Source organism: Vibrio sp. KMM 9700 (assembly GCF_058545285.1).
Genome location: NZ_CM178589.1, coordinates 1,096,763 through 1,112,623 on the forward strand (window position 1 = coordinate 1,096,763; position 15,861 = coordinate 1,112,623).

Annotated in this window: 11 protein-coding genes; 2 read left to right on the forward strand and 9 right to left on the reverse strand. The window is 43.0% G+C overall.

Annotated features, from left to right (window positions below; translation table 11 throughout):
- The first annotated feature begins 6 nt into the window (after positions 1 to 6).
- Positions 7 to 1,089: an outer membrane-stress sensor serine endopeptidase DegS gene (degS, locus tag AC2VOY_RS04845; RefSeq protein WP_491832650.1), complete on the forward strand. Its 1,083-nt coding sequence runs from the start codon at positions 7 to 9 to the stop codon at positions 1,087 to 1,089.
- A 79-nt stretch (positions 1,090 to 1,168) separates the two neighbouring features.
- On the opposite strand, the gene AC2VOY_RS04850 is transcribed toward degS, so the two are convergent.
- From AC2VOY_RS04850 to AC2VOY_RS04880, 7 genes are all read right to left on the reverse strand, one after another.
- Positions 1,169 to 2,368 carry a NupC/NupG family nucleoside CNT transporter gene (locus AC2VOY_RS04850; RefSeq protein ID WP_491832652.1) on the reverse strand — a complete coding sequence of 400 codons (1,200 nt, stop codon included), beginning with the start codon at positions 2,366 to 2,368 and terminating at the stop codon, positions 1,169 to 1,171.
- A 245-nt stretch (positions 2,369 to 2,613) separates the two neighbouring features.
- The gene (parC, locus tag AC2VOY_RS04855) at positions 2,614 to 4,872 is read right to left on the reverse strand and encodes a DNA topoisomerase IV subunit A (protein WP_491832654.1); all 2,259 of its coding nucleotides are present in this window, start codon (positions 4,870 to 4,872) and stop codon (positions 2,614 to 2,616) included.
- Positions 4,873 to 4,882: 10 nt separating this feature from the next.
- Positions 4,883 to 6,763 carry a DNA topoisomerase IV subunit B gene (gene parE / locus AC2VOY_RS04860; protein ID WP_491832656.1) on the reverse strand — a complete coding sequence of 627 codons (1,881 nt, stop codon included), beginning with the start codon at positions 6,761 to 6,763 and terminating at the stop codon, positions 4,883 to 4,885.
- 20 nt (positions 6,764 to 6,783) lie between these two features.
- Positions 6,784 to 7,383 carry an esterase YqiA gene (gene yqiA, locus AC2VOY_RS04865; RefSeq protein WP_491832658.1) on the reverse strand — a complete coding sequence of 200 codons (600 nt, stop codon included), beginning with the start codon at positions 7,381 to 7,383 and terminating at the stop codon, positions 6,784 to 6,786.
- A 159-nt stretch (positions 7,384 to 7,542) separates the two neighbouring features.
- On the reverse strand, positions 7,543 to 8,376 hold the full coding sequence (gene cpdA / locus AC2VOY_RS04870; protein ID WP_491832660.1) for a 3',5'-cyclic-AMP phosphodiesterase: 834 nt from the start codon (positions 8,374 to 8,376) through the stop codon (positions 7,543 to 7,545).
- Positions 8,377 to 8,477: 101 nt separating this feature from the next.
- A complete protein-coding gene (locus AC2VOY_RS04875) occupies positions 8,478 to 8,948 on the reverse strand; it encodes a DUF1249 family protein (protein ID WP_491832662.1) in 471 nt (156 codons plus the stop codon).
- 1 nt (position 8,949) lies between these two features.
- Positions 8,950 to 9,576 carry an NUDIX domain-containing protein gene (locus AC2VOY_RS04880; RefSeq protein ID WP_491832664.1) on the reverse strand — a complete coding sequence of 209 codons (627 nt, stop codon included), beginning with the start codon at positions 9,574 to 9,576 and terminating at the stop codon, positions 8,950 to 8,952.
- Positions 9,577 to 9,844: 268 nt separating this feature from the next.
- On the opposite strand from AC2VOY_RS04880, the gene tolC reads away from it, so the two are divergent.
- Positions 9,845 to 11,164, forward strand: a complete 1,320-nt coding sequence (tolC, locus tag AC2VOY_RS04885; protein WP_491832666.1) for an outer membrane channel protein TolC — start codon at positions 9,845 to 9,847, stop codon at positions 11,162 to 11,164.
- A 239-nt stretch (positions 11,165 to 11,403) separates the two neighbouring features.
- Here tolC and hldE read toward each other — a convergent pair whose 3' ends face one another.
- Positions 11,404 to 12,834 (reverse strand): bifunctional D-glycero-beta-D-manno-heptose-7-phosphate kinase/D-glycero-beta-D-manno-heptose 1-phosphate adenylyltransferase HldE, encoded by a 1,431-nt coding sequence (hldE, locus tag AC2VOY_RS04890; protein WP_491832668.1) that lies wholly within the window; start codon positions 12,832 to 12,834, stop codon positions 11,404 to 11,406.
- A gap of 96 nt (positions 12,835 to 12,930) precedes the next feature.
- Positions 12,931 to 15,810, reverse strand: a complete 2,880-nt coding sequence (gene glnE / locus AC2VOY_RS04895) for a bifunctional [glutamate--ammonia ligase]-adenylyl-L-tyrosine phosphorylase/[glutamate--ammonia-ligase] adenylyltransferase (protein WP_491832670.1) — start codon at positions 15,808 to 15,810, stop codon at positions 12,931 to 12,933.
- Positions 15,811 to 15,861 lie beyond the last annotated feature (51 nt).

Sequence of the window (15,861 nt, forward strand, 5' to 3'; positions counted from 1 at the left end):
GATCCAATGTTTAAATATTTGCTGCGACCAATCTTACTCGGCCTTGTAACGGCAGCACTTCTCATTGCAACAGTTCCCTCACTTCGCCAAGATGCTATCAAGCTCTGGAAAAAAGAAGCTAGCCTTCCCGTTGAAACTTATGATGATATGCAGGTTTCTTTTAGTCATGCGGTGCATCGCGCCGCCCCTGCTGTGGTTAACATTTACAGCCGCCAATATGTCAATGATGGACAAGATGAGCGCCGCTTAAAAACCCAAGGGTTAGGCTCAGGCGTTATCGTCAGTAAAGGCGGCTACATCATTACCAATTACCATGTTATCGCCCAGGCCGATCAAGTCATCGTTGCCTTGCAAGATGGCCGCGTCTCGAATGCTCAGCTGATTGGTAGTGATAAGCAAACGGATATTGCGGTATTAAAAATTGAGATGGAGGATCTTCCAGTGATCCCACTTAATGATAATTACAAAGCTAAGGTTGGGGATATAGTTCTGGCTATCGGTAACCCGTATAACTTAGGCCAAACAACCACTTTTGGAATTATCTCTGCCACCGGCCGCTCATCCATTAGCGCCGACGGCCGCCAAGCCTTTATTCAAACTGATGCTGCAATCAATGAAGGCAACTCCGGCGGTGCATTGGTGAATACTCGTGGCGAATTGGTTGGGATCAACACCGCCTCTTTCCAACAAGCGACCGAATTTGAAACCTATGGAATATCTTTCGCCATTCCGTTTCATCTTGCTAGCACTATCATGAAAAAGATCATTGCTGATGGGCGTGTGATCCGAGGCTATATTGGCATCGAAGGTCAAGATATGAACCCGATAGCCGCGCGACTACTGGGAATTAACTATGTCTCTGGTTTAATTGTGTTAAAAGCAACACCGGGCGCCCCAGCAGACAAAGCCGGTATTCAAGAACAAGATGTGATCACAGAGATCAACGGTGAGAAAGTTACTGGCAGTAATCGTATTGCAGAGCTGATTACGAATTTACGTCCTGGTACTCAAATCCCGGTCAAAGTGATTCGTCAAGGCAAAGAGTTGACGATCGAGGTCAATGTTGAAGAAGCACCTCCGGTAAATTAAAGCTTCAACCAGAAACTCTTCATCAAGATATAAATAGCGCCCAGAATTGAGCGCTATTTTTATTTAAATACGATTATTTTTATGCAATCACTAAGTTAGCAATCATCGCAGATAAAATGCTGACTAAAGTGGCGCCATACAAAAGGCGTAGACCGAAGCGAGCGACTTGATTGCCCTTTTCTTCATTCACCCCTTTCACAGCCCCAGCAATAATACCAATCGAGCTAAAGTTCGCAAAGGAAACTAAAAACACAGAAATAGTGCCGATAGTCACTTCAGATAAACCCGCCATTTGATCTTTAAGTGCTAGCATAGCCACAAACTCATTGGTCACTAATTTAGTTGCCATAATGCTGCCAGCTTGCAATGATTCTGCTGCTGGGATCCCCATCAGCCAAGCAATTGGATAAAAAACATAACCTAAAACAGCTTGAAAACTCATCCCAAAAGCAAGGTCAAAGCCTTTATTTATTAAGGCAATTAGAGAAATAAAACCAATTAGCATAGCTGCAACAATCACTGCAACCTTAAAGCCCGTAAGAATGTATTCGCCTAACATCTCAAAAAAACTTTCTTTCGGCTGCGCTTGCGCTTCTTCATTTACCATGTCATCAAAATCAACTTCTGCGTCATAATCATACGGGTTGATAATTGATAATATCGTAAAGCTACTAAACATATTTAAAATCAAAGCTGTGACGACATATCTAGGCTCAATCAATTGCATATACGAACCAACAATTGACATCGATACTGTCGACATCGCAGTAGCGGCCAAGGTGTACATACGCTGCTCAGACATTTTGCCTAAAATTGATTTATAGGTAATGAAATTTTCAGACTGCCCAACCATTAATGCACTCACAGCATTAAAAGACTCTAGACGTCCCATACCATTGATTTTCGATAACCCATAACCAATCCCTTTAATAATAAAAGGTAGTAACTTGATATGCTGTAAGATACCAATTAGTGCCGAAATCAGCACAATTGGCATTAACACGCCAAGAAAAAAATTAAATTCATCAGCATTGGTTAATCCGCCGAATACAAAATTTGTGCCTTCTGCAGCAAAGCTCATCAAGGCTTCAAAGGCAGCAGAAACTTGGCGGACAATGCCCGTTCCCACACTCGAGTTCAGCAAAAAATAAGCAAGGGCAAGCTCCACAACTAGGAGTTGAATAATATAGCGAATTTTAATTTGTGATTTATTACGACTTGCAAGCAATGCAAATCCAAGCACGAGGGAAAGACCAAGTAGAAAGTGTAAGTACGTCATAGGAGTTAAGCTCTTTTATTATGGTTATGGATACATTTGTAAAAAGTATCTTTAGCATCATCCTTGATGGAGACTCACCTTAACTTGATTTAACCTCTAAGGTAATCCCTTAGTATTTATTTCAAACCACTAATAAAAACGATGAGAACGCAATCGAATGCCATAACGTTTGCTTTATTCTCCCAGATATAAAAAAGCCCCCGTAAATATACGAGGGCTGATATCAAAGCATTAAAGGCTAGATCTTATTCGCTATCTGGCAAGTCCACTTCAATTGTCGTCACGCGTTGCAAACCTCTTGGCAAGGTACCGCCGCGGCGACCACGTTCACCTCTGAAGTTATCGAGATCAGAGGCTTTCAAGCCAAGCTTACGTTTGCCGGCATAAAGCGTCACATTCGCACCTTTTGGCAGCGCTAACATATGCGCGACATATTCTTCACGCGCTTTGGCTTTTGCCGCAGGAATATTGATGATCTTATTGCCTTTACCTTTGCTTAGCTGTGGCAAGTCTTTGAGTGGGAAGAGCAGCATCTTACCTTCGGTTGTGATCACCATGATTTCATCTTGCTCAATATCTTGGATAGCACTTGGAGTTAAGACTTCTGCGTTTTCAGGTGTGTTGATCAAAGCCTTACCACTCTTGTTTTTAGAGAGTAAGTCTTTGCCTTGACAGACAAATCCATAACCTGCATCCGAGGCAACGAGCCATAACTGCTCATCTTCACCCATAAGGAGATGCTTAATCTGAGTGCCCGGTTGGATATTCAAACGCCCTGTTACTGGCTCACCTTGGCTACGCGCCGATGGCAACGAATGAGACTCAAGAGAGTAACTGCGCCCATCGCTCGCAATTAAGATTGCCTGCTGATTGCTCTTACCATGAGCATGCGCCAGATACTCATCACCAGATTTATAATTTAACCCTTTCGCATCGACATCATGACCTTTGGCATGACGGATCCAACCTTTTTCAGACAAGACCACAGTGATAGGTTCACTCGGCACTAAATCACGCTCAGTCAATGCTTTGGCTTCAGCGCGTTCAATCAGTGGCGTACGACGATCATCACCATATTTATCAGCGTCTGCTTGGAGCTCTTTCTTGATTAGTGTATTTAAACGGCGCTCAGAGCCAAGCAATTGCTCGAGTTTTGCACGCTCTTTTTCAAGTTCATCTTGCTCGCCGCGTAGCTTCATTTCTTCAAGCTTAGCTAAGTTACGTAAACGCGTATCTAAAATTGCATTGGCTTGAATTTCTGATAAACCAAAGCGAGACATCAACTCTTCTTTTGGCTCATCTGCGGTGCGGATAATTTCAATCACTTCATCAAGGTTGAGATAAGCGATGAGCAAACCTTCTAAGATATGTAGGCGTGCTAAGACTTTATCTAAACGATATTGCAGACGGCGACGAACCGTGGTGCGGCGAAATTGGATCCACTCACCTAAGATCTGAACCAAGCCTTTGACTTCAGGGCGTTGATCAAGACCTATCATGTTTAAGTTTACACGATAGTTTTTCTCAAGATCGGTTGACGCAAACAAGTGATTCATCAGCTGATCGCAATCGATCCGATTTGATCTTGGAACGATCACGATACGAGTTGGGTTTTCATGATCCGACTCATCACGCAAGTCATCCACCATAGGCAGTTTTTTCGCGCGCATTTGGTTGGCGATTTGCTCAAGTAATTTCGCTCCAGAAACCTGATGCGGCAGCGCTGAAATCACAATATCAGAGCCTTCTTTATGCCAGACCGCGCGCATCTTAATTGAGCCGCGACCGGTGCGATAAATTTTCTCTATATCAGTTTTAGGCGAAATAATTTCAGCTTCAGTTGGATAATCCGGGCCTTGAATATGATCCATGACCTCGGTTAATTCAGCTTTCGGGTTATCAATCAAATGGATTGCTGCATTGGCCACTTCACGCACATTGTGCGGCGGAATATCGGTTGCCATACCGACGGCGATCCCTGTGATCCCATTCAGCAAAATATGTGGCAAACGTGCTGGCAGCATTTTTGGCTCTTGCATCGTGCCGTCAAAGTTTGGTTGCCATTCAACCGTGCCTTGACCAAGTTCACCGAGTAAGACTTCTGCAAATTTAGACAATTTGGCTTCGGTATAACGCATCGCTGCAAATGACTTAGGATCATCTGGCGCGCCCCAGTTCCCTTGCCCATCGACAAGTGGATAGCGATAAGAAAAAGGCTGCGCCATCAAGACCATAGCTTCATAACAAGCACTGTCGCCGTGCGGGTGGTATTTACCTAATACATCACCAACAGTACGTGCTGATTTTTTGTATTTTGCCGCAGCAGAGAGGCCCAATTCAGACATCGCATAAATAATGCGACGCTGCACAGGTTTAAGACCATCACCAATATATGGCAATGCCCTATCCATGATCACATACATAGAATAATTTAAGTATGCGTCTTCGGTAAATTTGCGCAGGGCAAGTTGCTCTACGCCATCAAAACTCATTTCAGAACTCATAATTTAACCTTTAAACCTCCGCTTGATCGCCATTGCTTTGCAGCCATGCTCGGCGATCTTCCGCGCGTTTTTTACCAAGCAGCATATCCATCATTTCGATCGTTTGTTCATCATCATCGATCGTTAACTGAACCAGACGGCGAGTGTTAGGATCCATAGTGGTTTCACGCAATTGGAGTGGGTTCATCTCACCTAGACCTTTGAATCGCTGAACATTAATTTTTGCTTTTTTCTTACTGAGGCGATCCAATACGGCTTCTTTTTCACCGTCATCTAATGCGTAAAAAACTTCTTTCCCGCAATCAATACGATACAAAGGTGGCATCGCTACATAGACGTGACCTGAGCGCACCAAAGACTCAAAATGACGCATAAAGAGCGCACATAAAAGCGTGGCGATATGCAAACCATCCGAATCCGCATCGGCAAGGATACACACCTTACCATAGCGTAAGCCGCTTAAATCATCCGAGTCAGGATCAATCCCTAAAGCAATTGAAATATTATGCACCTCATCCGATGCAAGCACTTGATCAGGCGAAACTTCCCATGTATTTAAGATCTTACCACGCAGTGGCATAATCGCTTGGAACTCTCGATCACGCGCCTGTTTCGCACTCCCGCCTGCCGAGTCCCCTTCCACTAAGAAAAGCTCGGTACGGTTTAAATCTTGTTGTGAACAATCGGTCAGCTTACCCGGCAATGCTGGACCTGAAGCGATTTTCTTGCGTACTACTTTTTTGCTTGCACGCATGCGGCGTTGCGCATTATTAATGCAGCTTTCAGCAAGTAGCTCTGCAATTTGTGGCGATTCGTTTAACCACAAGCTAAAGGCATCTTTCACCACGCCAGAAACAAAGGCAGCGCACTGACGTGACGATAAACGCTCTTTCGTTTGACCAGCAAATTGTGGATCTTGCATTTTGACTGATAACACATAAGCGCAGCGGTCAAAAATATCATCACCAGTGAGCTTCACGCCACGCGGCAATAAGTTACGAAATTCACAGAATTCGCGCATTGCATCCAACAGACCTTGACGTAAACCATTGACGTGAGTACCGCCTTGCGCCGTTGGGATTAAGTTGACATAGCTTTCTGTGATCAGCTCACCGCCTTCAGGCAACCAAATAATCGCCCAGTCCGCAGCTTCACTTGTTGCAGAAAACGCGCCGGTAAATGGTGTTTCAGGCAGGAGTGGATAGCCTTTGACGCCTTCGGCAAGGTAGTCTTTTAAACCATCTTCATAGTGCCATTGGTGGGTTTTATCATTAACCTTGTCGGTAAAGATAACTTCAAGGCCTGGGCATAACACGGCTTTAGCGCGTAAGTTATTAATTAGGCGAGAAACAGAGAAATTAGCGCTATCAAAATAAGACGCATCAGGATGGAAATGCACACTGGTGCCGCGATTACGTCGTCCGCAAGTGCCAACAACTTCAAGCTCTTTAACCTTGGCGCCATTTTCAAATGCGATTTGGTAGACTTGACCATCACGCTTGATTTCAACATCCACACGGGTAGATAAGGCGTTCACCACTGAAATCCCAACCCCGTGCAAACCACCTGAGAACTGATAGTTTTTATTTGAGAACTTACCACCGGCGTGCAGCTTACAGAAAATCAGCTCAACCCCTGAGATTTTTTCTTCAGGGTGAATATCGACAGGCATACCACGACCATTATCAATCACTTGAATCGATTGGTCTGGGTGTAAAATAACTTCCACTTTATTCGCGTGGCCAGCCAGCGCCTCATCGACACTGTTATCTATAACTTCTTGCGCTAAGTGGTTCGGGCGAACTGTATCTGTATACATGCCCGGACGACGGCGCACAGGCTCTAGACCATTTAAAACCTCAATGGCCTGAGCATTATATTGATCACTCATGTGTTTATCTCTTAATCTTTTTAGGTTAGGTCTAATTCTAAAAATTCTATAATTTGTGGGATAAAAGAGGCGAAACCAACAAAACTATGATCGCCACCTTCCTCAATCCATATACGACTTTGGGCAAATTTTTCTGCTGCTTGCTTGTAATCTAAAACTTCATCTTGCTTTTGCAAGAGCAGCCAAAAGTCCTTGGGGTTCTTTATTTTCTCAACATCCAATGCTTGAAGCTGGGATAAATTCTGAGGTGTTAATTGATAGTCTTCTTGGGTGTAAGGGTGCGTTTGCTGACCAAGATAGTCACTAAATAGCTCATATGGACGCACGGCAGGGTTAATTAAAACAGCTTTTAGGCCAAATTCTTGATTCAGCCAAGTGCATAAATACCCACCCAAGGAGCCGCCAACTAAACCAATTTGATATTCGTCTTGATGTGCAATAATTAAGTTTCTTACACATTTTGCCATCGCTTGCGGTAACACAGGTAATTGCGGACAAATAAATTGAATATCAGGGCGTTGCTGTTGACAGTAATCACGTAGCAAACTTGCTTTATAGGACAAGGGAGAGCTATGAAAACCATGTAGGTAAATCAACATTAGCCGCTTTTGTTGGGGCATAGATATGCATACCTCGTAAACCAGAATGAATGGATGCTAGATCATGGCACGAAGCATAACAAAAAATACAATCTTTGGGTAACTTTTAGCGTGTCTTGGGATCTTGTCTGACGCATTTTTCACAGACTTTAGCCCATTCATACGTCATCCAATAAAAGCTTAGTACCCCTTAGAAAATAGGTCAGGCAGGAAAGATCCTTGCGGTAAACGCTCAACATGGCTTTCAAAGCTACCGTCTTCGGCAAGCTCAAACACACGAAAACCAGGGGTTTGGTGATCGACAGAAAAGTCATCATTATTCGGCTTAAATTGAACGCAGGTTGAAGGCACACTGAGTACAGAAACGCCATTGTGCTCTTTATGCATTTCTTGGTGGATATGGCCGCATACAACAAGCTTCACATGCTTATATTTATCGATAATTTCCCAGAACGCATCAAGGTTTTTAAGACAGTGATTATCTAACCAATCACTTCCTGCGAGCAAAGGGTGATGATGCATAAGAACTATAGCATGGTGTTGGGTAAACTCAGATAAAGTTTTATCCAAAAAGCTAAGCTGCTCATCGGACAAGCGACCGTGTGGCACACTGTAAACTTGACTATCAAGTAAAATTGCTTGCCATTTATCATTAAGCAGCACATGCGTATCTTGCTTGATTCGAGAACATAAGGTTTGATTAATCATGTTGGCTTTATCATCATGATTCCCCGGCAACCAATAGCAAGGCGCATCTGTATCTAACTCAGCAATCGCTTCTTCAAATCTCAGATAAGAGGTAGGTGTATGATCTTGCGAAACATCCCCTGTCATAAACAGCGCATCCATGTCTAGATGATTTTCAGAAATCAGATCTAAAACAGCATGAAAACTATGTAATGTATTGATGCCCAGAAGCTCATCTTGTTGATGTTCAAAAAGATGGGTATCTGAAATTTGCACAATTTTATACTTTGTCGGTGCTTTGTTTTGATTAAAGCTTGAGTTAGTCAAATTTTATTACTCTTATCTGCGTGAACTTATAGGCGCGATTTCTAAGGATGATAAAAACAAAAAACAATTAAGCATATAATACTACAATAAGCCTAAAGTGATTAATAAATCCATGACTTTGTTATGCCATATCGTAAGCAAAAACTTAACCAATCTCCCAAAAACTGATTTATTTGATGTTTTTCATCTTGTTGCATCATTTTAGGATTAGGATAATTATATGTTGCTTTGATATTTGAAATCTGTTGACTTGCACACACTTCTGCAACCTTAGCGTCATGATATAAGCGTACTGTCATAGAAGGTAAAGGATATTGCAAAGGCTTATCTTGCGGAACTTCAGTAACTTCTACCAAGCTCGTATAACGCGTAATTTCCAAAATTTTAATTCGATAAAATCGATTTTGAACCTGATACTCTTTTATATCGCCCACTTCAAGACGATGCGAAATCAATGCGTTGAGTTTGGCATAGTTAGTTTCATAAGTTCGCATGAGCGCAGCAAGATCAACATGATAATTGCTTTTATGCATGCTTTGAGTCGCTTGAGGCGATCCAACAGCCTTTGTCATCTTATTCTCCGAATCTCTCTATATTCAATGCAAGCCATTGCAAAGCAATAATGGTCGAGGCATTTTCAATTCTTCCATCTTTAAGCATAGCCATAGCTTCTGTGCGTGGCACCCGATGCACCAAAATATCTTCGTGTTCAGAATCAAGCCCATGAACACCACCAGCATTAGAGCTATCCACTTTGGCAACAAAAACCTCGATTTGTTCTGTGCAGCCGCCACTTGATGGATAAAAACGGCTAATACTCTCAAGGCTTAAAAGCTCTAAACCAGCTTCCTCTAAAGACTCACGACGTGCGGCTTCTTCAGGGCTTTGGCCTTCTTCAACCATGCCAGCAATAATTTCAAACTGCCATGGTGCTTGATGTGCTAAAGCGCCCACTCGGATTTGCTCAACTAAAACCACTTCATCTAACTTAGGATCAAATGCCAGTACTGCAACGGCATGACCACGTTCGAGTAATTCACGTTCAACCGGCTCACTCCAACCACCAGCAAAAAGGCGATGACGAAAGGTATATTTAAAGAGTTTAAAAAAGCCATTAAAGACTGATTTTGTTTCTATAATTTCAATATCTTGGCGGTCAAATTGATGCACAGTAGACTTATCTTGAGCTTGATTTTGCATGCTTTCGTCTCTGATCTAAAAATCCGTTAATGTAAACATGATGAGATATTCATCACAAGTATGAATGTAAATTTATTTGATAAAGATTGTGTTTTTTTAAATTTTACCTTAATTTATTATCCAGATGGATAGCATATTTGTTAAAACTTACACAATTTTGCTTACTTTCCCCCCTTGAGATAGGTTACAATTGACACAGCTATGAAGCCTTATCTTAGGTATTCACCCAATTTCCACTTTTAAATGCGAGAAATCGAACCCAATGAATATGAAAAAGCTAATCCCCCTGATGGTGGGCCTTGCCTTATCTAGCGCATCTTCATTAAGCTTTGCAGATGATTTAGCTGAAGTTTATAACGAAGCCAAACAAAATGATCCTCAACTCTTACGTTCACAAGCTGAGCGTGATGCGGCGTTCGAGCAAATCAAATCAGCACGTGGTGTGTTATTACCCCAAATCGATTTGACTGCAGGCTATAACATCACTCGCAACACTGAAAGCTCACTGAAGTCACAAGAGTCTGATGATCTCACCGCAGGTCTTGGTCTTTCACAAGTTATTTATAACCGAGCAAGTTGGGTGAATTTAGATATCGCCGAAAAACAAGCGCGCCAGTTCGACTCTTATTATGCCGCACAACAGCAGGCTACCATTTTAAACGTGGCGCAAGCGTATTTTGGCGTGCTTCGTGCACAAGATAACTTAAGCTTTATTCGCGCAGAAAAAGCAGCGGTTGGTCGCCAACTAGAACAAACCAAACAACGCTTTGATGTGGGTTTATCTGCAATTACTGATGTACATGATGCGCAAGCACAATACGATAGCGTATTAGCAGATGAAATCATCGGTCAAAATGATTTAACCAATAGCTATGAAGCTTTGCGTGAAATCACAGGTCAGCTGCATGATGATCTGAAAGTATTGGATACTCAAACTTTCTCACCAAGCCTGCCAGCAAGAACAGCAGACTCTTTAGTTCAAGCTGCGCAAAAGACTAACTTAGACTTGCTAGCAATGCGCATTAGCCAAGATATTGCTAAAGATAATATTTCTCTAGCAAGCTCAGGCCACCTACCTAGCTTATCTTTTGATGCAGGTTATCAATATACAGATTCAGATAACCCAAATAGCAACTACAGCGGCCAAGATTATGGTGCTTATAATGCTGGCGTTAACTTAAGCTTACCTGTCTACTCTGGTGGTTCAACATCTGCCGATGTTCGCACAGCTGAAAACCAATATGTTGCGGCAAGCGAAGATTTAGAAGCAACTTATCGCAGTGTGGTTCGTAACGTTCGTCAATACTATAACAACATCAATGCAAGCATTGGTGCGATTAACGCTTATCAACAAGCTGTGATTTCTGCGCAATCTTCTTTAGATGCATCAGAAGCTGGCTTTGAAGTGGGTACGCGTACGATTGTTGATGTGTTGGATGCAACGCGTAGCTTGTATGATGCAAACCGTAACCTAGCGAACTCACGTTACGATTACATCATTAATGTGCTTCAGTTGAAGCAAGCGCTAGGTACGCTTAGCGAGCAGGATGTTTTGGATATTAATCAGGGTCTGAAAATCCAAGGCTAATATTCTTCATAGTTGGGCTTATAGCTTTGTTGACGGCGTTCACTCCCCCTAGTCACATATTATTATATGCTCCTAGGGACTCGTTCACTTGTCGCCTCGCTATAAGCGCAACTATTTTGAATATATATAGCTAGTAGATATTCGGATACAAAAAATGCCACAAGTGAGAATTCAACTTGTGGCATTTTTATATCTATTACTTTTAAAAGCTATTTACTTATAACTAACTTCTTCAAGTCTTATTTCTTCTTGCCTTGTATCGCTTCGATAATTCCAGTGGTTGAGCAGCCATCTTCAAAGCCAAGCACTTTCACTTCACCGCCAGCAGCCATGACTTCTGCACCGCCTGCGATTTCATCAATTTCATAATCGCCGCCTTTAACCAAGACATCAGGCAATAAGCTAGCGATTAAACGCTGTGGCGTATCCTCATCAAAAGGCACCACCCAATCGACAGCGCCAAGACCAGCCAAAACAGCCATACGGCGATCGGTTGGATTGACTGGACGCGCAGGCCCTTTCAAACGTTTGACGGAATCATCTGTATTCACCGCGACAATTAAGCGATCGCCAAGCTCTGCTGCATGGTTTAAATAAGAAACATGTCCCGCATGTAAAATATCAAAGCAGCCGTTAGTCATTACGATTTTTTCACCACGTGCCTTCGCACGCTGCATTGCTTCATGTAAGCCTGACTCACTCATGATCCCAAAATCAATTTCACTACTGCCGTGAATCGCTTCGGCAAGTTCAATCGTAGAAAGGGTTGAAGTACCAAGCTTACCGACCACAACACCTGCTGCAGCATTAGCTAGGGCGCAAGCTTCTTCTAAGTCTTTGCCCGCTGCCACAGATGCTGCGAGTACAGAGATCACCGTATCCCCAGCACCTGTCACATCAAAAACTTCTTTCGCTTGTGTTGGTAAATGGAAAGGTTTTTGATCACGGCGCATTAAGCTCATACCGTGTTCACTTCGTGTCACCAACATCGCTTCAAAATCAAAGCGTTCAATAAGCTCATGCGCTTTAACGACTAAGTCCGCTTCATCTTTCACCTTGCCTGCAACCGCTTCAAATTCAGATAGATTTGGAGTTAATAAGGTCGCACCACGATAGCGCTCAAAGTCCGTCCCCTTAGGGTCAATAAAGATAGGCTTATTCGCTTGCTTAGCTTGGACAATTAAGGTTTGGATATGCTCAAGTGCACCTTTGCCATAATCAGAGAAGATCACAGTGCCGGCAGCATCAATATGTTTGGCTAAACGTTCTTGTAGTGGATCAACGGCTACATTTTCAAAACCTTCTTCAAAATCAAGTCGTAATAACTGCTGACCACGGCTAATAACGCGTAATTTAGTGATCGTCGGGAGATCAGCTAAGCCCACAAAATCACAATTTACTTTTAATGCTTCGAGTTTATTGGAGAGTAGTTGCGCGGGCTCATCGATGCCAGTTAAACCAACCAAAGTTGCGTGACCACCTAATGCTGCAATATTCATCGCAACGTTTGCCGCACCACCAGGGCGCTCTTCACATTGATCAACTTTTACAACTGGAACAGGCGCTTCAGGAGAAATACGTCCCGTTGGGCCATACCAATATCTATCTAGCATCACATCGCCAATAATTAGCACACCTGAAGTTTTGTAATCAGGCAAAATTGGTTTCATAGAGATCTCCGCAGAAATTAAATGTATATAAGGTCTATATTCTTTGCGCGGATCATACCACAGCTGTATATAACCCCAAAATGGTTAGACCAAGTCTTAAGCAAAATAGCTTTGCCAAACACTTATCACCTGCTCCCTTTCCACCACAAACATTTGGTTATCTACATGCGCGGTAAGATTTAGCAAGTTACGTCGATGAACTTCATCACGCATCTGGGTATAAGCATGGATCAACTGCTCTGCCACTTCTTGCTTGACCAAACCTTGTTTCGCCATTTCTTGAATGATCCGCACATTGTCAGACCATTCGAGCAAGCTCGGATAATCTTTACCTAAAGAAAGCACCCAGTATTGAACCAAGAATTCTATATCCGTGATCCCGCCCTTACCTTGTTTTAAGTAAAAGCGCTCCGCTGTCGATTTATCCAAATGATTGCGCATTTTTTCGCGCATTCCTGCAATATCTTGTTTTAGCGTTTGCGGATCACGTACTTTCGTCAGAACCTGCTTTCTAACATCTTGATATTCATGAATGTAATCTGACGATCCATAGATCATACGCGCACGGACTAAAGATTGATGCTCCCAAGTCCACGCTTCTGTCTCTTGGTATTCTAAAAATGTTTGCAAAGAACAAGCGAGTAAACCTGACTCACCACTTGGGCGCAAACGCATATCCACTTCATATAAAATCCCAGACGGCATACGCACCGAGAAAATATGCACGATTCGCTGCACTAAACGTAGATAAAACTGAAAACTATCTATTTCTTTCTCGCCATCAGTGGTATCCCCCGCAGGTGCTTGATGTAAAAACACTAAATCAAGATCGGATTGATACCCAAGCTCAAAGCCACCCATTTTCCCGTAAGCTAACACTCCAAGACCTTTATCTTGTTTATTTTGTAAATAACGTGGCACACCAAACTTAGCTCGCACTTGAAACCAAGCCTGTTCAATGACTTGCTCAACAATGGCTTGTGCCAAGTAGGTTAAGTGATCGCTAATTTGCATCACAGGCATGGCATCAGCGACATCAGCCGCGGCAATTTTTAAGATGCTGATTTGCTTAAACTGACGCAAGGCTTCCATTTGCTGCTCCATATCCTCTTCTGGAATACGAGCTAAAAACTCGCGCAATTGGATCTTGTATTGATCGAGCGGAATCGGTTGATATAACTGCTGTGGATCAAGCAGCTCATCAAGCAAAATCGGATAACGAGATAATTGCTCGGAGATCATTGGGCTTTCACTGCACAAACGTACTAGCTGGATCAGCGCGCCTTGGTTGGTTTCTAAAAGCTCTAAATAAGCAGTTCGGGTGACAATATGCTGGAGTAAAGATAAGACTCGGCTCAACCCAAATTGGGCATCTTTGCGCGCAAACACGGCTTGAAATACTTTCGGCATAAGACGGATCAAAACTTCACGCCCACGAGGCCCGATTGTCTTTTTGCTTAAATCATATTTAAAACCATGAATCGCACTTGCTTGTGCATCAATCACCTCAGCTTGCTCTCCTTGCGCATTGGCGAGAAGATCTTCTTGCTCCAAAATGGTGATCAAGGCAGTTTTATCTGACGCTTGCTCCCACAACTCAGTAAAGCAGGCTTGTTGCGGACATTCACTTTCCGGATCTTCGCCGATCACGCCCTCAAACACCTCACTGACTGCTTGCATATGCTGCTGCGTCTGACTTAAAAGCTGATCCCAAGACTCAAAGCCCATCGCAAAATATAAGCGAGCTTGGTTTTCAGGATCATCGGGTAAGGTTTGAGTTTGTTGATCGTCAATCGCTTGGAGTAGATTCTCTAAACGGCGTAAAAATAAATAGGCTTGACGTAACTCATCTGTTTCTTTTTTGGATAACAAATCAAGCGCTTGGATCTCAAATAAGGTCGCAAGTAAACTGCGCCCACGCAAGCTAGGCTCACGCCCACCGCGGATCAGCTGAAAAACTTGTACGATAAATTCGATTTCGCGGATCCCGCCAGCGCCAAGTTTAATATTATTCACAAGGCCGCGGCGTCTAACTTCACTGCGGATCATTGATTTCATTCGTCTGAGTGAATCAATCGCACTAAAGTCAATATAACGGCGAAACACAAATGGCATCAGCATCTTTTGCAGTTGGTAATATTCACGCGAACTGCTATCACCCATGACCCGCGCTTTGATCATTGCATAGCGCTCCCAATCTCGGCCTTGTTCTTGATAATAATCTTCTAAGGCGCTGTAACTCATGGCTAAAGGCCCGCTCTCGCCAAAAGGACGCAAACGCATATCAACGCGATAACAAAAGCCATCTTGAGTCACTTGATCAAGGGCTTTAATCAGTCTTTGTCCAAGGCGAGTGAAAAACTGAGAATTATCTATACTGCGACGCGCTCCTTGAGTTTCACCATTTTCTGGATAAGTAAAAATAAGGTCGATATCCGAGGAAAAGTTGAGCTCTCCACCACCAAGTTTACCCATACCTAAAATCAGCATAGGTTGTGGCTTGCCATCAAAGCAATGTGGCGTCCCCCAAAGCTTGCAGCAATCGGCGTAATGCCAGTGATAAGCCGCCATAATCAAACGCTCGGCGAGTAAAGATAAATGTGCCAGACTCTGTTCTAAAGGCCAGATTTCAAACAAGTCGCGCCATGCAATAGTGAGCATTTCTTGACGTCGATAGCTACGTAAAAGTTGCATCACTTTATCTTCATTTAAAGGTGCAAACGGGTCGTCATCGCTAAGGAGTGATTTAAGATCCTTTTGATAATCTTTTGTCGCTTCGATTAAACGAGGCAAGTCTTGAAGCAGTTCTGGTGCACTTTGTAAAGATTGTGCAATAAAGGGGCTAAAACCAACAGCGATAGGAAGCTGTTCTTGGAGTGTTTGTGGCCAAGTTGAGATTGTAGCCTGATGCTCTTCAATTAGCGTTTGATAAGCGAGTTCACCAAGCTGTGAGATTTGCTTTGCGGATGCGTCCATGTATTGAATATCCCTATAGAATTCTTGCTTATACTCAAGATACCTGTTTCA